This window comes from Enterobacter sp. V89_11 (genome assembly GCF_029967775.1).
Classification (GTDB): Bacteria; Pseudomonadota; Gammaproteobacteria; order Enterobacterales; family Enterobacteriaceae; genus Enterobacter; species Enterobacter ludwigii.
Map to the genome: position 1 here is coordinate 68,042 of NZ_JASCAN010000003.1, position 22,856 is coordinate 90,897.

Genomic DNA, 22,856 nt, shown 5'->3' on the forward strand with positions numbered 1-22,856 from the left:
TTAGCCCCCTAGGGTGATTCTCAACCACGGCATGTTACCCGTATCATTCTCGTGGGCACTAAGCACCTTCATAACAGCCGACTAAACTTAATAGTTTCCAAGGCAACAGTATTAGTGCCGTTAACACTCTGTTCCCAGTTGGGACAATCGGAATTTGTCGTTGAAACAATGACGTTACCCATAACAATTCAAAGGCCAGGTAAATCATGCCATTAGTCATCGTTGCTATCGGTGTTGTGTTATTACTGCTCTTGATGATCCGTTTCAAAATGAACGGGTTTATCGCTCTGGTTCTGGTGGCACTTGCAGTCGGTCTGATGCAAGGGATGCCGCTGGTGAAAGTCATCAGCTCCATTAAAGCCGGTGTCGGCGGCACGCTCGGTAGCCTGGCACTGATCATGGGCTTTGGCGCTATGCTCGGCAAAATGCTGGCAGACTGTGGGGGCGCCCAGCGTATTGCCACCACGCTGATTGCCAAATTTGGTAAGAAGAATATTCAGTGGGCGGTCGTGTTAACCGGGTTTACCGTCGGTTTCGCACTGTTCTATGAAGTGGGCTTCGTGCTGATGCTGCCACTGGTGTTCACCATCGCAGCGGCAGCGAACATTCCACTGCTGTATGTCGGTGTACCGATGGCCGCCGCGCTGTCCGTTACGCACGGTTTCCTGCCACCACACCCGGGTCCAACCGCGATCGCCACCATCTTCCATGCCGATATGGGTAAAACCCTGCTGTTCGGTACGATTCTGGCAATCCCGACGGTGATCCTGGCCGGCCCGGTTTATGCCCGCTTCCTGAAAGGGATTGATAAGCCTATCCCGGAAGGTCTGTACAGCGCGAAAACCTTCACGGAAGAAGAGATGCCTGGTTTTGGCGTCAGCGTCTGGACCTCTCTGGTGCCGGTCATCCTGATGGCGATGCGTGCCGTGGCGGAAATGATCCTGCCAAAAGGCCACCCGTTCCTGTCCGTTGCCGAGTTCCTGGGCGATCCGGTGATGGCGACGCTGATTGCGGTGCTGATTGCGATGTTCACCTTCGGCCTGAACCGTGGTCGTTCAATGGATCAGATTAACGACACGCTGACCTCTTCCATCAAAATCATTGCCATGATGCTGCTGATTATCGGTGGTGGCGGTGCGTTCAAGCAGGTGCTGGTCGACAGCGGCGTGGATAAATACATCGCGGCCATGATGCATGAAACCAATGTATCACCGCTGCTGATGGCGTGGTCTATCGCTGCGGTGCTGCGTATCGCGCTCGGCTCTGCAACCGTTGCAGCAATCACCGCCGGTGGTATCGTTGCGCCGCTGATTGCGACGACGGGCGTGAGCCCTGAGCTGATGGTTATCGCGGTAGGTTCCGGTAGCGTGATTTTCTCTCACGTGAACGATCCGGGCTTCTGGCTGTTCAAGGAATATTTCAACCTGACAATCGGTGAAACCATCAAGTCCTGGTCTGCACTGGAAACCATTATTTCGGTGTGTGGTCTGGTCGGGGTTCTGCTGTTGAACATGGTTATCTGATATCAAAAAGCCGGGTAGCTTGCGCTTACCCGGCTTTCTTCACTCTGTGAGACTACCGCGTTTTACCCACCGCTTTTCTGCGCTTATCCAAATCCTTAATCAGTCTGTTCACCCCGTCATCGGCAAACATCTTCTCAAGCGTGATGGACAATTTGCGACGCCAGTTCTTGTACTGATAGCTGGTGCCCGGAATGTTTACCGGCTCCGCCATATCAATCCAGTCTTCCGGCTGCAGACCCAGCAGGGCACTGTTGCTGTCGGCAATATAGCGCTGCAATCCGCGGTTGAGCGTAGGCGTCATCGACATCAGTGATGCCTTATGCCCGGCGCGTTTCGGCAGGCAGCCATGCTTGTGTAACGCATCAAGCAACCCTTGCTTCGCCAGCTCGCGATCCTGATACAGCCCGCGTAAGACCTCTTCATCCGGATACAGGCCCAGCGTTTTACCGAGCGTCAGATCGCCGCTTTCCCAATAGCCACGAAGCGTAGGAAGGTCATGCGTCGTCGCGACTGCCATTGACTGTTCAGGGTACGCTTTCGGCGCGCGGAAGGTTTTCTCATGGTCGTTTTCAAAATAGAGCACTTTATAGGAGTAAACACCGCTGTCGCGGAGCTTACTGACAATCTCAACCGGCACGGTACCGAGATCTTCGCCGATCACCATGCACTGATGACGTTTACTCTCCAGCGCCAGGATCGAGAGCAGATCGTCAACCGGATACTGTACATACGCGCCGTGGTCAGCCGTTTCACCATAAGGGATCCACCACAGACGCAGGACGGACATCACGTGGTCAATTCGCAGCGCGCCGCAGTTTTGCATGTTGGCGCGCAGCAGGTCGATAAACGGCTCGTAAGCCCGCGCAGCCATGACGTGTGGATCCATCGGCGGCAAACCCCAGTTCTGGCCGAGGGGGCCAAGAATATCCGGCGGTGCGCCCACGGAGGCCTTCAGGCAATAAAGCTCGCGGTCACACCAGGTTTCCGCCCCGCCTTCCGCCACGCCAACGGCCAGATCGCGGTACAGGCCGATCGGCATTTTATAGCCCTGGCTCACCTGCCAGCAGGCGGCAAACTGGCTGTAAGCCAGCCACTGTAGCCAGAGGAAGAAGTCCACCTCGTCAGCATATTTTTTGCAGAACGCCTGCACTTCGGGCGTATCGACAGATTGATACGCTTCCGGCCATACCGGCCAGCCCCAGCGCATTTCGTCCTCTTTTACCTGATAAGCGTGCAATGCATCGAACGCCGCCTGCCAGTAAAGGCTCTCGCCTTCCTGGGCCACAAACTGGCGGAAAGCCGACATCTGCTCGTCATCACGCTGCGAAAAACCTTTCCACGCCAGACGTAATGCGGCCATTTTCAGTGCGGTGACGGTGGCATAGTCTACCCAGTCCGTCTCGCGCGCCTGCTTCAGCGCCTGCTGAGTGGTCGTGAGGTTCCACCACGCCTGCGCCTCTTTGCTGTTTTTGAAATCGTCTAAGGCATTCACGTCAATGTAAATCACGTTCAGCCAGCGACGGGATGACGGGCTGTACGGACTGGCACTTTCCGGGTTCGCCGGATAGAGCGCATGAATGGGGTTGAGGCCGATAAACGCACCGCCACGCTCGCCCACATCCGCCAGCATCTTTTTCAGGTCGCCAAAATCGCCGATACCCCAGTTGCTGTCAGAGCGCAGCGTGTAGAGCTGCACGCAGGCCCCCCACAGCTTTTTACCCTCGAGCAACGCCTGCGGCTCATAGCAGCGTTTTGGCGCAACAATCACCCGACAATGAAAACGCTGGTCGTCCTGCATGAGGGTTAACGTGTGATAGCCCTCCGGCAGTTTTGCCGGAAGGTTAAGCGCTTTGCCACCGGTGGCGTGGCCTTTGTGCTGTTGCCCCTCTTCGGTCGTGAGCAGCCAGCTAAATTCACCGCGCCCGTTTACCGTAAGCGGCATCTTTTTACCGGCGGTAAACACCTTCACGTTCGGCACCGGAGCAACCGACGCTTTCGCGTCGGTCTTGTGCATGGCATCCAGCAAACGTCTTTTGGTGTCGGCGCCAATAGACTGTGGTTTGCCGTGAGCATTAATGTAACTGAGGCTGATCCCCGCCGCCTGCGCGGCACTGTCCAGACGTTTACTCTCCATCGCGCTTCCTTAGCGTTTTGCCTGCCAGATACGAGCCTGATAATCACGGATTGAGCGGTCAGAACTGAACATCCCGCAGCGGGCGGTGTTCAGAATGCACGCCCGGGTCCACGCTTCCTGGTCGCGATACAGCACATCGACCTGTTTTTGCGCGTCCACATAGGCCGTAAAGTCCGCCATGACCAGATACGGGTCACCGCCGTGTTTGTCCATGCTGTGCAGCATCTGGTCAAAGGCATGTTTATCGCCATCGCTGTACTTACCGCTTTCCAGCTCTTTCAGAACCGCATCAAGAACTTTGTCTTTCTTACGCCATTTCACCGGGTCGTAACCTTTGGCTTTGAGGGCTTTCACTTCTTCGACGGTATGGCCGAAGATAAAGATGTTCTCTTCCCCCACCTTTTCGGCGATCTCGACGTTCGCGCCGTCGAGCGTACCGACGGTCAGCGCACCGTTCAGCGCCAGCTTCATGTTGCCGGTACCGGAAGCTTCTTTCCCTGCCGTGGAGATCTGCTCGGAGATATCCGCCGCCGGGATCAGCATCTCAGCTGCAGAGACGCAGTAGTCCGGCAGGAACACCACCTTCAGCTTGTCACCCACTTTCGGATCGTTATTGATGGCCGCGGCCACTTTATTAATGGCGAGGATAATGTTTTTCGCCAGGTAGTAGCCCGGTGCGGCTTTCGCCCCAAACAGGAACACGCGCGGTACGCGGTCAGCCTGCGGGTTCTCGCGGATCTCTTTATACAGCGCCAGAATGTGCAGCAGGTTCAGGTGCTGGCGTTTGTACTCATGCAGGCGTTTGATCTGAATATCGAAAATGGCGTTCGGGTTGATCTCAATCCCGGTACGCGCTTTGACAAAATGCGCCAGACGCACTTTGTTTTCGAGCTTAATGGCGCGGTACTGCTCGCGGAATGCCGCGTCGTCGGCATACTTTTCCAGATTGATAAGCTGGTCCAGATCGTTGGCCCATTCTTTCTTCAGGGTTTTGTCCAGCAGGCCGGCCAGCAGCGGGTTGCACTGCTTAATCCAGCGACGCGGCGTGATGCCGTTGGTCACGTTATGGAATTTGGTCGGCCACAGCTGGTGGTATTCCGGGAACAGGTCTTTCACCACCAGATCCGAGTGCAGCGCCGCCACACCGTTCACCGCAAAACCGCTCACCACGCACATGTTCGCCATGCGCACCTGTTTGTCATGTACCACAGCCAGCTTCGCCCACACCGCTTTGTCGCCCGGCCAGGTTTTATCCACTTGCTTTTTAAACGCGTCGTTAATCTTGTTGATGATCTGCATATGACGCGGCAGCAGGGCTTTCACCAGCTTCTCATCCCAGCACTCCAGCGCTTCAGGCATCAGGGTGTGGTTGGTATAGGCAAACGTACGGCTGGTGATCGCCCACGCGTCATCCCAGCTCAGCTGGTGCTCGTCAATCAGCACGCGCAGCAGTTCAGGAATCGCAATCGTCGGGTGTGTATCGTTAAGCTGGATCACTTCGAAGTCCGGCAGCTGCGCCAGCTTGCGGCCCGCCAGGTGATGACGACGCAGAATATCCGCAATGGAACAGGCACACTGGAAGTACTGCTGCATCAGACGCAGTTTCTTGCCCGCCAGATGGTTGTCGTTCGGGTAAAGGACTTTGGTCAGTTTCTCGGCGTCGATCCCCTGCTGCTCGGCACGCAGGAAATCGCCGTCGTTGAATTTGGTCAGGTTGAAGGGATGAGCATGCTTTGCCTGCCACAGACGCAGCGGTTGCGCCACGCCGTTACGGTAGCCCAGCACCGGCAGATCCCAGGCTTCGCCGGTCAGGGTAAACGCAGGCTCCCACAGCCCCTGCTTCGTGACTTTACCACCAATGCCCACCTGCACATCAAGCTGTGCATTGTGGCGGAACCAGGGGTAAGTATTGCGGTGCCAGTCATCCGGCGCTTCCATCTGATGACCATCAGCAAACGACTGACGGAACAGGCCGTACTGGTAGTTCAGACCGTAGCCAATGGCCGACTGACCCACGGTGGCCATCGAGTCAAGGAAACAGGCCGCCAGACGTCCCAGACCACCGTTACCCAGCGCCGGGTCAATCTCTTCTTCCAGCAGGTCGGTCAGGTTAATGTCATGCTCTTTCAGCACATCACCCACCTCCTGATACCAGCCGAGGTTCAACAGGTTGTTACCTGTCAGACGGCCAATCAGGAACTCCATTGAGATGTAGTTAACGTGGCGCTGGTCTTTCGCCGGTTTTGCCAACGGTTGAGCATCCAGCTGCTCCGCGAGCGCACCGCTCACTGCCTGCCACCACTGGTGAGGCGTCATCTCGTTTGCAGCGTGAAGGCCAAAACGCTGCCACTGACGCGTCAGGGCAGCCTGGAATTGAGCTTTGTTAAAGGTAGGCTGTGACATAGGGAATTGGCATCCTGTAGAGAGAAAACACATGTTGGCGCTAGTGTGCCAGGCTCATTTCGCCTCTTCCTCATCCCGCAGGGGATTAGGCAGGGAGGAGTAGCGGGGATGAGCATAAAAGTGTGATCAAGGCCACTCTGAGAGCATAGTGTGAGTGTGCCAGGAAGAAAAAAAGATAACCGGGGAGAATGTCAAAAAAATGAAATACAGTTTCGGATGAAATTAATCCGCGCCGAAATGATTACTTACGCAGAATAATATTTCTGCAATGGGGCCTTACCTAAGGGGATTATTAATCTCACTCAACTTTACCCGAACTTTATTAAATTTGACGTCACTATACCTTTCTGAAACCAGTTTCAGCGTAACCGTGTGACACTGGGACAAGCCAGCGCTGACGCGGTGTTAAAGCCATTCTGGAAAAGTTCCGGTACTCGCCTGAATGTTTTGTGACAGAGTGCAAATTCAGAGCCACAAAACCCAGACATAACTTGCAATAGTTCTCTTTCTGGCCGACCTTATAGCTATTAATTACGAAGCGCAAAAAAAATAAATTCTCTCGTTCCCCACAGTGAAGTGAAAACTATGTTGATTCCGTCTAAATTAAGTCGCCCGGTTCGTCTTGACCATACAGTGGTCCGCGAGCGTCTGCTGGCTAAACTTTCCGGCGCGCATAATTTCCGACTGGCGCTGGTTACGAGCCCTGCAGGTTATGGAAAAACAACGCTCATTTCGCAATGGGCCGCAGGTAAGAGCGACCTTGGCTGGTACTCCCTTGATGAGGGCGATAACCAGCAAGAGCGTTTTGCCAGCTATCTGATTGCCGCCATTCAGCAGGCAACCAACGGACACTGCGTCGCCAGTGAGGTCATGGTGCAAAAGCGCCAGTACGCCAGCCTGTCTTCCCTTTTCTCGCAGCTGTTTATCGAACTGGCCGAATGGCATCGCCCGCTGTACGTGGTGATTGATGATTATCATCTCATCACTAACCCGGTTATCCATGAATCGATGCGTTTCTTCCTGCGTCATCAGCCGGAAAACCTGACCCTGGTCGTGCTGTCGCGTAACCTGCCGCAACTGGGCATCGCCAACCTGCGCGTGCGCGATCAGCTGCTGGAAGTCGGCAGCCAGCAGCTGGCCTTTACCCATCAGGAAGCCAAACAGTTTTTTGACTGTCGACTGAACTCGCCAATTGAGGCCTCCGAAAGCAGCCGCCTGTGTGATGATGTCGCCGGCTGGGCGACGGCGCTGCAGCTGATTGCTCTCTCTGCCCGGCAAAATAACAGCCCGACGCACCAGTCTGCGCGTCGCCTGGCGGGGATTAACGCGAGCCATCTTTCTGATTATCTCGTCGACGAAGTGCTGAACAGCGTTGATCCGTCGACCCGAAATTTCCTGCTCAAAAGTTCTCTGCTGCGTTCCATGAACGACGCGCTGATCGTGCGCGTGACCGGCTGTGAAAACGGTCAACTGCAGCTGGAAGAGATTGAACGCCAGGGCCTGTTCCTGACCCGAATGGACGATCCCGGCGAGTGGTTCAGCTATCACCCACTGTTCGGCAGCTTCCTGCGCCAGCGCTGTCAGTGGGAGCTTGCGACGGAACTGCCGGAAATCCATCGCGCCGCCGCCGAAAGCTGGATGGCGCAAGGTTTCCCGAGCGAGGCGATTCACCACGCGCTTGCCGCCGGTGATGCCGGCATGCTGCGCGATATCCTCCTTAACCACGCATGGGGCTTGTTTAACCACAGCGAGCTGACGCTGCTTGAAGAGTCACTGAAAGCCCTGCCGTGGGAGAGCCTGCTGGAGAATCCGCGCCTGGTGCTGCTGCAGGCCTGGCTGATGCAGAGCCAGCATCGCTACAGTGAAGTAAATACCCTGCTGGCACGTGCCGAGCAGGAGATGGAAAGCGATATGGATGCCACCCTGCACGGCGAATTCAACGCCCTGCGAGCGCAGGTGGCGATTAACGACGGTGATCCGGAAGAGGCAGAGCGCCTGGCGATGGTTGCGCTGGATGAACTGCCGCTGGCCAATTTCTACAGCCGTATTGTGGCCACCTCGGTACACGGTGAAGTTCTGCACTGCAAAGGCGAGCTGACGCGCTCCCTTTCGCTCATGCAACAAACTGAACAGATGGCCCGCCGCCACGATGTCTGGCATTACGCGCTGTGGAGCCTGATCCAGCAAAGTGAAATTTTGTTTGCGCAGGGGTTCCTGCAGGCCGCCTGGGAAAATCAGGAAAAGGCCTTCCAGCTGATTCGTGAGCAGCATCTGGAACAGCTGCCGATGCATGAGTTCCTGCTGCGCATTCGTGCACAGCTCCTTTGGGCATGGTCGCGTCTGGATGAAGCGGAAAGCTGCGCCCGTCAGGGTGTGGACGTTCTCTCCAGCTTCCAGCCACAGCAGCAATTGCAGTGTCTGGCGCTGCTGGTCCAGTGCTCGCTGGCGCGTGGCGATCTCGATAACGCCCGCAACCACCTTAACCGTCTGGAAAACCTGCTCGGTAACGGTCAGTACCATAGCGACTGGGTGTCCAACGCCGATAAGGTGCGGGTGATTTACTGGCAGATGACCGGCGACAAAAAATCCGCCGCCAACTGGTTACGTCAGACCCCTAAACCGGAATTTGCCAACAACCACTTCCTGCAGAGCCAGTGGCGCAACATTGCCCGCGTCCAGATCCTGCTCGGTGAATTAGACCCTGCCGAAATCGTGCTGGAAGAGCTTAATGAAAACGCCCGCAGCCTGCGTCTGATGAGCGATCTCAACCGCAACCTGCTTCTGCTGAACCAGCTTTACTGGCAGGCGGGCCGCAAAAACGATGCCCAGCGCGTCCTGCTGGAAGCGCTGCAGCTGGCGAACCGCACCGGGTTTATCAGCCACTTTGTCATTGAAGGTGAAGTGATGGCCCAGCAGCTGCGACAGTTGATTCAACTCAATACGCTGCCAGAGCTGGATCAGCATCGTGCCCAGCGTATTCTGCGCGAGATTAACCAGCACCATCGCCATAAGTTTGCGCACTTTGATGAGAACTTCGTGGAACGTCTGCTGAACCATCCGGAAGTACCGGAACTGATCCGCACCAGCCCGCTCACTCAGCGCGAATGGCAGGTGCTGGGGCTGATCTACTCAGGCTACAGCAACGAGCAGATCGCCGGTGAACTGGCGGTGGCGGCGACGACCATCAAAACCCATATCCGCAATCTCTATCAGAAGCTTGGCGTCGCCCATCGTCAGGATGCGGTGCAGCATGCACAGCAGCTGCTGAAGATGATGGGGTACGGCGTGTAATTCCGGTGCGCGTGGGTGCCCTCACCCGGGCCTGTTTTGCAGAAACTAAAAACGGCAACCTTCGGTTGCCGTTTTGCTTTTACGTCAGCACAGTTCCAGCTGCAGATTATTATCCTTAATCACCTGCATCACGCCTGCCGGCGGCATCACGTCGGTATAAACCGCATCAACCATGCTGATGCTGCCCATATTCACCATCGCGTTACGGCCAAACTTGGAGTGGTCCACCACGAGCATAACGTGGCGTGAATTCTCAATAATCGCGCGCTTGGTGCGGACTTCATGATAATCAAACTCCAGCAGGGAGCCATCGCTGTCGATACCGCTGATCCCGAGAATGCCGAAATCGAGACGGAACTGAGAGATAAAGTCGAGCGTCGCTTCACCGATGATGCCGCCGTCGCGGCTGCGTAACTCGCCGCCCGCAAGAATGATGCGGAAATCGTCTTTCTGCATCAGGGTATTCGCGACATTCAGGTTATTGGTCACAACGCGCAGGTTTTCATGATCCAGCAGCGCATGGGCGACCGCTTCCGGCGTGGTGCCGATATCAATAAACAGCGTCGCCCCGTTAGGGATCTGGCTGGCGACTTTCCGCGCAATGCGCTCTTTCTCCGCCGTTTGCGTGGCTTTACGGTCATGCCATGAGGTGTTGACCGAGCTGGACGGCAGCGCCGCCCCGCCGTGGTGGCGCAGAATACGGTTTTGATCGGCAAGGTCGTTCAGGTCACGACGAATGGTCTGCGGGCTGACGGCAAACTGCTCGACCAGTTCTTCGGTGCTGACATATCCCTGTTTTTTAACCAGTTCGATAATGGCGTCATGACGTTGTGTTTGTTTCATCAATTATCCCTGAGAATTATGTTCGTTTTCGCGCATGGAGCGTGTCGGCAAACGCCATCGCCAGCCCAACGGCCAGCCCGGTGACGTGTGCACCATTGGCGATAGACATACCAAACAGATCAAACCATCCGGCAATTAGCCATATTAACGCAAAGGTTATTAACCCGCGTTGCAGATAGATGCCACTTTCAGGATCGCGCTCACCTCTGAGCCAGACATAGCCCATCAGGGCATACACAACACCTGATAATCCGCCAAACCACGGGCCGCTGAATTTGTGCTGCACATAGCCACTCAACAGGGCACTGATGACGGTGATCACAATCAGCTTCCCGCTGCCAAGACGCTTCTCGACGGCACCGCCGAGGTACCACCACCACAGCAGGTTAAAGAGAATATGCATCACCGAGAAGTGCATCAGCGCGTGGGTAAAATAGCGCCAGACGTCAACGTCCAGTGAAGGGTCATAGGGCCATGCCAGGGCGATCATGACGCTCTGGTCGCCGACCACGTTCATCATAATGAACACGATAATGCAGGCCGCCATCAGCAGCAGCGTAAACGGACCCGCGCGTTCGCGCACGGTGGCAAAGAAGGGAAAACGACGATAGTGCAGCCCGCTGCCCGTCTGGCCTGATTGCCAGCTTGCGGCCAGATAGCGCGGGTCGCCGGGGTTCTCAAGGAACCGCGCCAGCTCCTCATTTACCCTCGCGGCCTGGCTCTCGTCGGCCAGCCACACATCGGTCTGATGATGTTGCTGGATGGTCAGAATAACGCCCTGCGTCGCCATATAGTCGACAAACGCCTGGGCGACGCGCGGGTTGGTAAAAGAGGTGATCATCAACATGGGCAGCCGTCGCTTATTTCCACACAAAAGGGGACAGTATAGCGGTATCAGCGCTCAAACGCGTATTCAACTTCTGCCGGGAAATGACGATGCCAGGCATCGAAGCCGCCATCAACGCTGTAAACCGCATCGTAGCCCTGCTGAAGCAGGTACTGCGCTGCACCTTTACTGCTGTTGCCGTGGTAGCACATGACCATCACCGGCGTGTCGAAGTCGTTATCGCGCATAAACGCGCCCAGGGAGTCGTTGGTCAGGTGGAACGCGCCTGGCGTGTGGCCCATCGCAAAGCTCTGCGGATCGCGGATGTCCACCAGCACAGCCGTTCCCTGGTGCATTTTCTGATGGGCTTCTTCTACGTTAATACATTCAAACTGATCCATGGTGCTCTCATCTTATATTCAGGTGTGGTGCGCTTCCTCTCACCCCCACTCTCTCCTGAAGTGAGAAGGATGGGCGAGGGCATCAAGCGGCACTATTTTACCCCGTAGTGTACGTCCTGGCGGCGGGTAAACGCCATTATGTTATCCATATCACTCTAAATTGTTTTTTTGATGTTACCAAAAGCGCGTTCCTTTGCTATTATGAGCGATATCGAACATTTCTGAGCTTTAACGAAAGTGCGTGAGGGTGTTATGGAAACCAAAGATCTGATTGTGATAGGCGGTGGCATCAACGGTGCCGGGATTGCGGCCGATGCTGCAGGACGCGGTTTATCCGTGCTGATGCTGGAAGCTAACGATCTCGCCTGCGCGACCTCGTCCGCCAGCTCCAAACTGATCCACGGTGGCCTGCGCTACCTGGAACACTACGAATTCCGCCTGGTCAGCGAAGCCCTGGCCGAACGTGAAGTGCTGCTGAAAATGGCCCCGCATCTGGCGATTCCGATGCGCTTTCGCCTGCCCCACCGCCCGCATCTGCGTCCGGCGTGGATGATTCGAATCGGTCTGTTTATGTACGATCATCTGGGCAAACGTACCAGCCTGCCAGGATCGACCGGTTTGCGTTTTGGCTCAGAATCGGTCCTTAAACCTGAAATCGTGCGCGGATTCGAATATTCCGACTGCTGGGTAGACGATGCGCGTCTGGTCCTTGCCAATGCGCAGATGGTGGTGAAAAAGGGCGGCGAGGTGAAAACCCGCACCCGCGCCACGGCTGCCCGTCGTGAAAACGGCCTGTGGATTGTTGAAGCGGAAGACGTGGATACCGGCGAGAAGTTCAGCTGGAAAGCGCGCGGCCTGGTAAACGCCACCGGTCCGTGGGTGAAACAGTTCTTTGATGAGGGAATGCACCTGCCTTCGCCGTACGGCATCCGCCTGATCAAAGGCAGCCACATTGTCGTGCCACGCGTGCATACCCAGAAGCAGGCCTATATCCTGCAAAACGAAGATAAACGTATCGTGTTTGTGATCCCGTGGATGGATGAGTTCTCCATCATCGGCACCACCGACGTGGAGTACAAAGGCGATCCGAAAAATGTCGAGATCGACGAAAGTGAAGTCAGCTACCTGCTGAAAGTGTATAACGCGCACTTCAAAAAACAGCTGGCACGCGATGACGTGGTCTGGACCTACTCCGGCGTGCGTCCGCTGTGTGATGACGAATCGGACTCACCGCAGGCCATCACCCGCGACTATACGCTGGATATTCATGACGTGGACGGCCAGGCACCGCTGCTGTCGGTCTTTGGCGGCAAGCTCACTACCTATCGTAAGCTGGCAGAACACGCGCTGGAAAAACTGGTGCCGTACTACAAAGGCATTGGCCCGGCCTGGACTAAAGGTGCCGTATTGCCTGGCGGCGATATCGGGGATAACCGCGATGATTATGCCGCGAAACTGCGCCGTCGCTACCCGTTCATCACCGAAGGGATGGCGCGTCACTACGCCCGTACCTACGGCAGTAATACGGAATGGATCCTGGGTGAAGCCAAAACGCTTGCCGACCTGGGTGAACATTTCGGTCACGAACTCTACGAAGCCGAACTGCGCTATCTGGTTGAGAACGAGTGGGTGCGCCGCCTGGATGATGCCATCTGGCGTCGTACCAAAGAAGGGATGTGGCTGGATGCCGAGCAGCAGTCGCGCGTGGCTCAGTGGCTGGCGCAGAACGCGGGAAAGCGTGAGCTGTCATTAGCATCGTGATGTAAAAAAGCCCGGTGGCGTTACGCTTCCCGGGCCTGCAGATCGCATAAGCCGGGTCAGGCGAAGCCGCCACCCGGCTCTGTTTTTTTATAACCGCACGGGATCGATATGCCAGATAGTTTCAGCATATTCTTTGATAGTACGGTCTGATGAGAAATAGCCCATATTGGCGATGTTATGCATCGCGGCGCTGGTCCACTTCTCCTGCTGACGGTACAACTCGTCCACGTTGTCCTGGCAGTCGACATAGCTGCGGTAATCCGCCAGCACCTGATAGTGGTCACCAAAGTTAATCAGTGAATCGACCAGATCGCGATAGCGGCTCGGCTCTTCAGGGTTAAACACGCCGGTGGCGATTTGCGTCAACACCTGGCGCAGCTCTTCATCTTCTTCATAGTACTCGCGCGGCGAGTAGCCCTTCCTGCGAAGCGCCTCCACCTCCTCCGTCGTGTTACCGAAGATAAAGATATTTTCTGCCCCGACATGCTCCAGCATCTCAACGTTCGCGCCATCCAGCGTACCGATGGTCAGTGCGCCATTCAGGGCAAACTTCATATTACTGGTGCCGGAGGCTTCCGTACCGGCCGTGGAAATCTGCTCAGACAGGTCCGCCGCCGGAATGATCAGCTGCGCCAGACTCACACTGTAGTTCGGGACAAAGACCACCTTCAGCTTGTCACCGATATCCGGATCGTTGTTGACCACCTTCGCCACATCATTGATGAGATGAATAATGTGCTTCGCCATGTAGTATGCCGACGCCGCCTTACCGGCAAAGATTTTCACCCGTGGCACCCAGTCGGCCGTTGGGTCGGCTTTGATGCGATTGTAGTGCGTGATCACGTGCAGCACGTTCATAAGCTGTCGCTTGTACTCATGGATACGCTTGATTTGCACATCAAACAACGCTTTCGGGTTGGCCACCACGTTCAGGTGCAGCGCAAGATACACCGACAGCCGCTTCTTGTTCAGAAGCTTGGCTTCACGCACGGCTTTGTTCACCGCCGGGAAATCCAGGTGCTGTTCAAGCTCGCCCAGCTGACTCAAATCGGTACGCCAGGTGCGGCCAATATGTTCGTCCAGGACGTCGGAGAGCGGCTGGTTAGCCAGCGCCAGCCAGCGACGCGGGGTAACACCGTTCGTCACGTTGCAAAAACGCGTCGGGAAGATCTTCGCGAAATCAGCAAACAGCGACTGCACCATCAGGTTCGAGTGCAGTCCGGAAACCCCGTTCACCTTGTGGCTGATCACCACCGCCAGCCAGGCCATACGCACGCGGCGACCGTTGGATTCATCAATGATTGAGGCCCGGCTCAGCAGGCCAGTATCGTTCGGATACTGCTCCTGCAGCGTCTTCAGGAAGTAGTCGTTAATCTCAAAGATAATCTGCAGATGGCGCGGCAAAATTTTACCGAGCATGTCGACCGGCCAGGTTTCCAGCGCTTCGCTCATCAGGGTGTGGTTGGTGTACGAGAAGACCTGGCAGGTCACTTCAAACGCATCATCCCAGCTGAACTTGTGCTCGTCGATCAGCAGACGCATAAGCTCGGGGATCGAAAGCACCGGGTGGGTATCGTTGAGGTGAATCGCGGTTTTTTCCGCCAGGTTACTGTAGGTTTTGTGCAGCTGATAGTGACGGCTCAGGATGTCCTGAATCGTCGCGGACACAAGGAAATACTCCTGACGCAGACGCAGTTCGCGTCCGGAATAGGTCGAGTCATCCGGATAGAGCACGCGGGAGACGTTTTCAGAGTGGTTTTTATCTTCCACCGCCGCAAAATAGTCGCCCTGGTTGAATTTACCGAGGTTGATTTCGCTACTGGCCTGGGCGCTCCACAGGCGCAGGGTGTTGGTGGCATCGGTGTCGTAGCCGGGGATAATCTGGTCATAGGCCACGGCCAGGATCTCTTCCGTCTCAACCCAGCGGGATTTTTTCCCTTCCTGCTGAATACGGCCACCAAAGCGCACTTTGTAGCGCGTGTTGTGTCGTTTGAATTCCCACGGGTTACCGTACTCAAGCCAGTAGTCCGGAGACTCTTTCTGTCGGCCTTCCACGATGTTCTGCTTGAACATGCCGTAGTCGTAGCGAATCCCGTAGCCGCGGCCCGGCAGGGCCAGCGTCGCCAGCGAGTCCAGGAAACAGGCGGCCAGGCGCCCCAGGCCGCCGTTACCGAGGCCCGGGTCGTTCTCTTCGTCAATCAGCTCTTCTAAATCTAACCCCATCTCTTCCAGTGCGGTTTTGACGTCGTCATAGATACCGAGCGACAACAGCGCATTGGACAGCGTGCGGCCAATCAAAAATTCCATCGACAGGTAATAAACCTGCCGCGTTTCCTGCGAGAGCTGGGCGCGGTTAGAGCGCAGCCAGCGTTCCACTAAGCGGTCACGCACGGCAAACAGCGTGGCGTTCAGCCACTCGTGTTTGTTGGCGATGACCGGGTCTTTCCCGATGGTGAACATCAGCTTATAGGCGATAGAGTGCTTTAACGCCTCAACGCTGAGCGTGGGTGAAGAATAGCTAAAAGGAGCATTCATATCAGTAACTTCGCCTCGTTACATCAAGCGTTGATAAAGGTCGCGGTATGACTGCGCCGCAACGTGCCAGCCAAAGTCCAGGGACATCGCCTGACGCTGAACGTAACGCCACAGAGATGGACGGGACCACAAGACGAAAGCACGCCGAATCGCCCGCAGCAGCGACCAGGCATTACTGTCCTCAAAGACAAACCCGCTGGCGATACCGTCCGCAAGGTTTTCCAGAGAACTGTCCGATACGGTATCCGCCAGCCCGCCGGTACGACGTACCAGCGGCAGCGTGCCGTATTTCAGGCCATAAAGCTGCGTCAGGCCACACGGTTCGAAACGGCTCGGCACCAGAATGACGTCAGCACCGCCCATAATCCGGTGCGAAAACGCTTCGTGATAGCCAATCTGCACCCCTACCTGCCCGGGGTGTTCCGCCGCTGCCGCAAGGAAACCTTCCTGCAGCACCGGGTCGCCGGCACCGAGCAGCGCCAGTTGTCCCCCCTGCTCCAGTAAGCCCGGCAGCGCCTCCAGCACTAAATCCAGCCCTTTCTGGCTGGTCAGACGGCTGACGACGGCGAACAGCGGCACTTTATCGTTCACCTTCAGCCCCATCGCAATCTGCAGCTGGCGTTTGTTTTCCGCTTTGTCTTCCACGGAATCGCGGCCATAGCGTGCCGCCAGCAGAAGATCGGTCTCCGGATTCCAGATCTGCTCATCAACGCCGTTGAGGATCCCCGACAGGCGGCCCTCACGATGGCGCTGTCGCAGCAGCCCTTCCAGACCGTTACCAAACTCCGGCTGGGTAATTTCCCGGGCGTAGGTCGGGCTCACGGCCGTAATGTGATCGGCGTAGTAGATGCCGGCTTTCAGGAACGAAATCTGCCCGTTAAACTCCAGCCCGTGCATGTTATAGAACGACCATGGCAGATCGATGTCATTCATGTGATGGGCATAGTACATGCCCTGATACGCCAGGTTGTGAACGGTAAAGACCGATTTCGCCGGGTGGCCGCGCGCCGCCAGATACGCCGGTGCAAGCCCGGCGTGCCAGTCGTGAGCGTGTACCACATTCGGGCGCCAGAACGGATCCAGCCCGGTTGCCATTTCAGCACCGACCCAGCCGAGCAGTGCGAAACGCAGCACGTTGTCGGTATAGGCGAACAGGTTCGTATCGTGATACGGGCTACCCGGTCGATCGTATAAATGCGGCGCATCAATCAGGTAAATGCCTACGCCATTGTAATGTCCAAACAGCAGGGTGATGCGTCCGGCGAAGGTTTCACGACGAGTGACAACCTTTGCATCTGGAATACCACGCCGGATATCCGGAAAAGCGGGCAACAGAACTCGGGTATCTACACCCCCGGCGATTTGCGCCGCAGGCAATGCGCCAAGAACATCCGCCAGACCGCCCGTTTTTAACAACGGGAACATCTCAGAACATACATGTAAAACCTGCATTATCGCTCCTGTTTGACCTGCAGCTTCCGCAACATTTCCCGTGTTACTAACACGATCCCCTCTTCCGAACGGTAGAAACGACGCGCGTCTTCTTCCGCATTTTCACCAATCACCATGCCTTCAGGTATGACGCAGGCACGGTCGATAACGCAACGGCGCAGACGGCATGAGCGTCCGACCCAGACATCCGGCAGCAGCACCGCCGAATCGATATTACAGAATGAGTTCACGCGCACGCGGGGGAACAGCACCGACTGCACCACCACCGACCCCGAGATAATGCATCCGCCGGACACCAGCGAGTTCAGCGTCATGCCGTGACTGCCGGAGCGGTCCTGAACGAATTTCGCCGGCGGCAGCGATTCCATGTGGGTACGGATTGGCCAGTTCTGGTCGTACATATCCAGTTCAGGCGTCACCGACGCGAGATCGAGGTTTGCCTTCCAGTAGGCCTCCAGCGTTCCGACGTCGCGCCAGTAAGGTTCAGCATTCGGATCAGACTGCACGCAGGACAACGGGAAGGGATGTGCATACGCCATGCCAGCTTTGGTAATTTTCGGAATGATATCTTTACCGAAGTCGTGGCTGGAGTTTTCGTCTTTGTCGTCTTCTTCCAGCAGCGCGTAAAGATAATCGGCATCAAAGACATAGATCCCCATGCTGGCGAGCGATTTGGTATCGTCCCCCGGCATTGTCGGTGGGTTCGCCGGTTTTTCGACAAAATCGATAATCTTGTCGTCGGCGTCGACGTGCATCACCCCAAATGCCGTCGCCTCAGCAACAGGCACGGGCAGGCATGCCACGGTGCAACGCGCCCCTTTTTCGACGTGGTCGATCAGCATGTGGGAGTAGTCTTGCTTGTAGATATGATCGCCCGCGAGGATCACGATGTATTCCGCGTTATAACGGCGAATAATGTCGAGGTTTTGCGTCACCGCATCCGCCGTCCCGCGATACCAGTTCTCACCGTGAACGCGCTGCTGGGCAGGCAGAAGATCAACAAACTCATTCATCTCTTCACTGAAGAATGACCAGCCGCGCTGGATGTGCTGCACCAGAGTATGCGACTGATACTGCGTAATGACGCCAATGCGGCGAATGCCTGAGTTCAGGCAGTTGGAGAGCGCAAAGTCGATAATACGGAACTTACCACCAAAGTGGACGGCAGGTTTGGCGCGTTTGATGGTCAAATCTTTCAGACGAGTACCACGCCCGCCTGCGAGTATCAGGGCAACAGTTTTTAATGGTAGCTGGCGTGCCAACATTAAGGGATCGTTCTTCTCTAATCTAACCATGACTAACTCCTTTTTTATCATCTTTGGAATACGCACACTCCGTGCGCAGGCCCGTGCCAGACAGCCATTACTACCGGATTATCCGCTCCGGCAAATGGGGGAACAGCGCGCCATTCCCCGTCAGGTAAAACAATCTCAGCGACGTCATCCGTCGCGTTCAGCGTGACCAGCCACCTCTCCGAAAGCAGGATTTGCAGGCGTGGTACGCCGTGTTGCCACTCTTGCGCGCTTAAGGGTTGCGCGTCTTGATTCAGCCAGCGGACATTACCGTCGCCCTCTTCCCACCAGCGATCGGCGGTGAGCGCGGGAATTTGCTGGCGAAGATGGATCAGCGCAGCGGTAAAGTGAATCAACCCGCTGTTCGCTTCACCCCAGTCGAGCCAGGTCAACGTGTTGTCCTGGCAATACGCATTGTTGTTACCATGCTGACTGTGACCATGTTCATCGCCTGCCAGCAGCATCGGCGTGCCCTGCGACAATAACAGCGTTGTCAGCAGCGCATGCACGCTGGCGCGTCGCCGCTCGATAACATCAAGGCTTCCGCCTAACCCTTCTATACCATGATTGAAGCTATGGTTATTGTTAGTGCCATCGCGATTCTCCTCGCCGTTCGCTTCATTGTGTTTCTGATTGAAACAAACGCAGTCCCGGAGCGTAAAACCGTCGTGCGCCGTCAGCAGGTTGATCGTCGCAGACGGTCGTTTGCCATCGCGCTTAAAAAGATCGCTGGACCCGGCAAAGCGTCCGGCGAACTCCCCCAGCGACAGATTCCGTTCCAGCCAGAAGCGGCGCGCGGCATCGCGATAGTGATCGTTCCACTCGGCAAACAGGGGCGGGAAATTCCCGACCTGATAACCCCCTTCACCGATGTCCCACGGCTCGGCAATGAGCTTCACCTGTGACAGCACCGGACAGTTTTTGATCGCTTCAAACAGCGGCGCCTGCTGGCTGAAGGCCGGCGTACGCCCCATAACGGGTGCCAGATCAAAACGAAAACCGTCGACGTGGAACGTGTCCACCCAGTACTTCAGGCATTCATACGCGAAATGCATGACCGCCGGGTGGCTGAGATTGAGCGTGTTACCGCAACCGGTCCAGTTGAAGTAATCGCCATCGTCCCTGATCCAATAATAGCTACGGTTATCAATTCCGCGCATGGAGAGCGTCGGTCCATCGAGATCGCTTTCCGCACTGTGGTTCAGTACCACGTCCAGAATGACCTCAATGCCTGCCGCATGAAGCGCCTTTACCGCATCACGAAACTCGTCCCGCGCCTTGTCCGGATGAGCGGCATAGCGGGGTTCGAGCGCAAACATTGCCAGCGGGTTGTAGCCCCAGTAGTTACTGAGCCCCAGCCGCTGCAGACGAGGTTCACTGGCAAAATGCGCGACGGGCAACAGCTCCAGGGCCGTGATCCCGAGGTGCTTGAGGTAGGCAATCATGGTCGGATGACCGAGCGCCTTGTAGGTGCCGCACATCTCTTTCGGGATTGACGGATGCAGATACGTCAGCCCTTTGACATGCGCCTCGTAGATAACGGTGTTGCCCCACGGCGTGCGCGGCGGGGCATCGTCTTCCCAGTCGTAGAGATCGTTCACCACCACGCTTTTAGGCGCCACGGGGGCGCTGTCGCGGTGGTCGGGTTCACCGTAGCCGACATGGAAAATAGGGTCGTCTTTAAACTCGCCATCCACGCGGTGCGCACACGGATCGATCAGCAGCTTCGCCGGGTTAAACCAGTGCCCCTGCGCAGGTGCCCACGGGCCGTGTACGCGATAGCCGTAGTGCATTCCTGGCCGTCCCCCGGCCAGGTAGCCGTGCCAGGTATCTCCTGTGCGAGACGGCAGGTCGTAACGATGTTCATTACCCTCGCCGTCAAATACGCACAGTTCAACCCGCTCCGCATGGGCAGAAAAGAGCGTGAAATTCACCCCCTTTCCATCAAAACGTGCCCCGAGCGGTTCGGGTTTACCTGCCGTAAGCTGGGTCATTCCCCCTCCCGGATCAGCCAGATGGTGCTGAGCGGCGGTAGCGTAAGGCTCAGGGAATTCGGTCGCCCGTGGCTTTCAATGGCATCGCTTTGCACCAGACCACCGTTACCGGCATTGCTGCCGTGGTAGTGCGTGGAATCGGTATTCAGGATTTCACGCCACTTGCCGGCCTGATTAATCCCGAAGCGATAATGATGGCGCGGTACAGGGGTAAAGTTGCTGGCGACGATAATTTCGTTGCCGGCTTTATCCCGTCGCACAAAGACAAACACCGAGCGCTCATGGTCATCCACCACCAGCCACTCGAAACCGTACGGGTCAAAATCAAGCTCATGCAGGGCTTTGTGGTGACGGTAGGTCAGGTTAAGGTCCCGCACCAGACGCTGTACGCCGTGGTGCCAGTTGTCGCCCCCTTCCAGCAGATGCCAGTCGAGGCTGGTGTCGTGGTTCCACTCGCGCCCCTGGGCGAACTCATTGCCCATAAACAGCAGTTTTTTACCCGGGAAGGCGAACATCCAGCCGTAGTAGGCACGCAGGTTGGCGAACTTCTGCCATGCATCGCCCGGCATGCGGTCGAGAATGGATTTTTTGCCATGCACCACTTCGTCATGCGACAGCGGCAGCATGAAGTTCTCGGTGTAGTTGTAGAGCAGCCCGAAGGTGAGTTTGTCATGGTGATACTGACGGTAGACGGGATCCAGCTTCATGTAGTCGAGCGTGTCGTGCATCCACCCCAGGTTCCATTTGTACCAGAACCCCAGTCCGCCGGTTGACGGTGGACGGGAGACGCCAGGGAAGTCGGTGGACTCTTCCGCCATCGTCACCGCACCTTCTACCTGCTCGCCGATAATACGGTTGGTGTTGCGCAGAAACTCAATCGCTTCCAGGTTTTCACGGCCGCCATACTCGTTCGGGATCCACTCGCCTTCTTTGCGGCTGTAGTCGCGGTAGATCATCGACGCCACGGCATCAACGCGCAGGGCATCAATGCCAAAGCGCTCAATCCAGTACAGCGCATTGCCCACGAGGTAGTTTGCCACTTCACGACGACCGTAGTTGTAGATCAGCGTGTTCCAGTCCTGGTGATAGCCTTCGCGCGGGTCGCTGTGCTCGTACAGCTTAGTGCCGTCAAACTCTGAAAGACTAAAATCATCGGACGGGAAATGGCCCGGCACCCAGTCGAGGATCACGTTTAACCCGGCGGCGTGCGCGGCATTGATAAAATAGCGGAAGTCATCGCGCGTGCCGAAGCGACGCGTCGGGGCATACATCCCGGTCGGCTGATAACCCCAGCTTCCGTCGAACGGGTGTTCATTAATTGGCAGCAGCTCAAGGTGGGTAAAGCCCATCCATTTCGCGTACGGAACCAGCTGGTCAGCAAGCTCCCGGTAGCTGAGCCAGAAGTTGTTATCGGTATGGCGACGCCAGGAACCGAGATGCACTTCATAGACGGAGATTGGCGCATCAAAGCGGTTGGCCTGCTTGCGTTCTTCACTCTGGACAACTTTCTCCGGCAGGCCGCAAATCATTGACGCGGTTTCCGGACGCATCTGCGCTTCGAAGGCGTACGGGTCGGACTTAATACGCAGCTTGCCGTGCGCATCGATCATCTCGAATTTATACAGCTGGCCGTTGTGCGCGCCGGGGATAAACAGCTCCCAGATACCGCTTTCACGGCGCAGACGCATCGGGTGACGACGGCCATCCCAGTAGTTGAACTGGCCAACAACGGAGACTCGCTGGGCGTTAGGCGCCCACACGGCAAACCGCGTGCCGGTGATGCCATCCATCGTATCGGCATGGGCACCCAGCGTTTCATAAGGTCGCAGGTGGGTACCTTCAGACAGCAGCCACGCGTCCATCTCCTGTAAAAGAGGCCCAAAGCTGTAGGGATCATCGATGAGATTTTGCTGACCATGCCAGATAACGGCAAGCTGATAACGAAAAGGGTTTTTACGACGGGGCATTACGCCCGAAAAGAAGCCACGAGAATCGAGGCATTCCAGATTGCCGACCTTGCGGCCGGTTTTGGGTTCGATAACCCACACTTCTGTGGCATCCGGTAACAGTGCCCGGACTTCCAGCCCGGCCTCGGTACGGTGCATCCCCAGTACGGAAAAGGGGTCGGCAAAATGACCCGCAATAAGCGCATTAATCACGTCTCTATCCACACGATCGGACATGGTATTCATCCTGTTTTTTATGTCGTCCTTTTTTAGCGCCTGGGACGACTTTAATGTGACCTGAACGGGCATCCTCTCAGCCCCGTCCTAACCTCAGGTAAGAAATAACTCTTCCTTAAAGCATAGCCAACGCTCTAAATGACTCCTGATAAAAAATAAGACATATGCGTTTTACTCCATGTAGTACGCGGAAAAGGGGGTGAAAATCACCCCCCGGG

At 56.3% G+C, this 22,856-nt stretch carries 13 protein-coding genes; 3 read left to right on the forward strand and 10 right to left on the reverse strand.

Annotated features, from left to right (window positions below; translation table 11 throughout):
• Positions 1 to 206 precede the first annotated feature (206 nt).
• A complete protein-coding gene (gene gntT, locus QLG09_RS03270; protein WP_014171973.1) occupies positions 207 to 1,523 on the forward strand; it encodes a gluconate transporter in 1,317 nt (438 codons plus the stop codon).
• A 52-nt stretch (positions 1,524 to 1,575) separates the two neighbouring features.
• Here the strand turns inward: gntT and malQ are convergent, their stop codons facing one another.
• Both malQ and malP read right to left on the reverse strand, forming a co-directional pair.
• Positions 1,576 to 3,657 (reverse strand): 4-alpha-glucanotransferase, encoded by a 2,082-nt coding sequence (gene malQ, locus QLG09_RS03275; RefSeq protein ID WP_063435111.1) that lies wholly within the window; start codon positions 3,655 to 3,657, stop codon positions 1,576 to 1,578.
• Positions 3,658 to 3,666: 9 nt separating this feature from the next.
• Positions 3,667 to 6,060, reverse strand: coding sequence for a maltodextrin phosphorylase (gene malP, locus QLG09_RS03280; protein ID WP_025202851.1), 2,394 nt, complete (start codon positions 6,058 to 6,060; stop codon positions 3,667 to 3,669).
• A gap of 585 nt (positions 6,061 to 6,645) precedes the next feature.
• Between malP and malT the strand changes: the two genes are divergently transcribed.
• Positions 6,646 to 9,351, forward strand: coding sequence for an HTH-type transcriptional regulator MalT (gene malT / locus QLG09_RS03285; RefSeq protein WP_032679122.1), 2,706 nt, complete (start codon positions 6,646 to 6,648; stop codon positions 9,349 to 9,351).
• A gap of 84 nt (positions 9,352 to 9,435) precedes the next feature.
• On the opposite strand, the gene QLG09_RS03290 is transcribed toward malT, so the two are convergent.
• Genes QLG09_RS03290 through glpE form a run of 3 tightly spaced genes read right to left on the reverse strand, consistent with a single transcriptional unit; the run spans position 9,436 to position 11,421 of the window.
• Positions 9,436 to 10,194 (reverse strand): DeoR/GlpR family transcriptional regulator, encoded by a 759-nt coding sequence (locus tag QLG09_RS03290; protein ID WP_008503060.1) that lies wholly within the window; start codon positions 10,192 to 10,194, stop codon positions 9,436 to 9,438.
• Between the two features lie 16 nt (positions 10,195 to 10,210).
• Complete coding sequence (gene glpG / locus QLG09_RS03295; protein ID WP_032679123.1) at positions 10,211 to 11,041, reverse strand: rhomboid family intramembrane serine protease GlpG; 831 nt, start codon at positions 11,039 to 11,041, stop codon at positions 10,211 to 10,213.
• Between the two features lie 47 nt (positions 11,042 to 11,088).
• Positions 11,089 to 11,421 carry a thiosulfate sulfurtransferase GlpE gene (glpE, locus tag QLG09_RS03300; protein ID WP_020884562.1) on the reverse strand — a complete coding sequence of 111 codons (333 nt, stop codon included), beginning with the start codon at positions 11,419 to 11,421 and terminating at the stop codon, positions 11,089 to 11,091.
• A 252-nt stretch (positions 11,422 to 11,673) separates the two neighbouring features.
• On the opposite strand from glpE, the gene glpD reads away from it, so the two are divergent.
• Complete coding sequence (gene glpD, locus QLG09_RS03305; RefSeq protein WP_025202849.1) at positions 11,674 to 13,182, forward strand: glycerol-3-phosphate dehydrogenase; 1,509 nt, start codon at positions 11,674 to 11,676, stop codon at positions 13,180 to 13,182.
• Between the two features lie 87 nt (positions 13,183 to 13,269).
• Here the strand turns inward: glpD and glgP are convergent, their stop codons facing one another.
• The 5 genes from glgP to glgB are packed head-to-tail and all read right to left on the reverse strand — an operon-like array spanning position 13,270 to position 22,638.
• Complete coding sequence (gene glgP, locus QLG09_RS03310) at positions 13,270 to 15,717, reverse strand: glycogen phosphorylase (RefSeq protein ID WP_014171981.1); 2,448 nt, start codon at positions 15,715 to 15,717, stop codon at positions 13,270 to 13,272.
• Positions 15,718 to 15,735: 18 nt separating this feature from the next.
• Complete coding sequence (glgA, locus tag QLG09_RS03315; protein ID WP_014171982.1) at positions 15,736 to 17,169, reverse strand: glycogen synthase GlgA; 1,434 nt, start codon at positions 17,167 to 17,169, stop codon at positions 15,736 to 15,738.
• Complete coding sequence (gene glgC / locus QLG09_RS03320) at positions 17,169 to 18,464, reverse strand: glucose-1-phosphate adenylyltransferase (protein ID WP_020884559.1); 1,296 nt, start codon at positions 18,462 to 18,464, stop codon at positions 17,169 to 17,171. The genes glgA and glgC overlap by 1 nt, the downstream gene beginning before the upstream one ends.
• A 17-nt stretch (positions 18,465 to 18,481) precedes the next feature.
• Positions 18,482 to 20,455, reverse strand: a complete 1,974-nt coding sequence (gene glgX, locus QLG09_RS03325) for a glycogen debranching protein GlgX (RefSeq protein ID WP_282488730.1) — start codon at positions 20,453 to 20,455, stop codon at positions 18,482 to 18,484.
• Complete coding sequence (glgB, locus tag QLG09_RS03330; protein ID WP_020884557.1) at positions 20,452 to 22,638, reverse strand: 1,4-alpha-glucan branching enzyme; 2,187 nt, start codon at positions 22,636 to 22,638, stop codon at positions 20,452 to 20,454. Before glgB ends, glgX begins: the two co-directional genes overlap by 4 nt.
• Positions 22,639 to 22,856 lie beyond the last annotated feature (218 nt).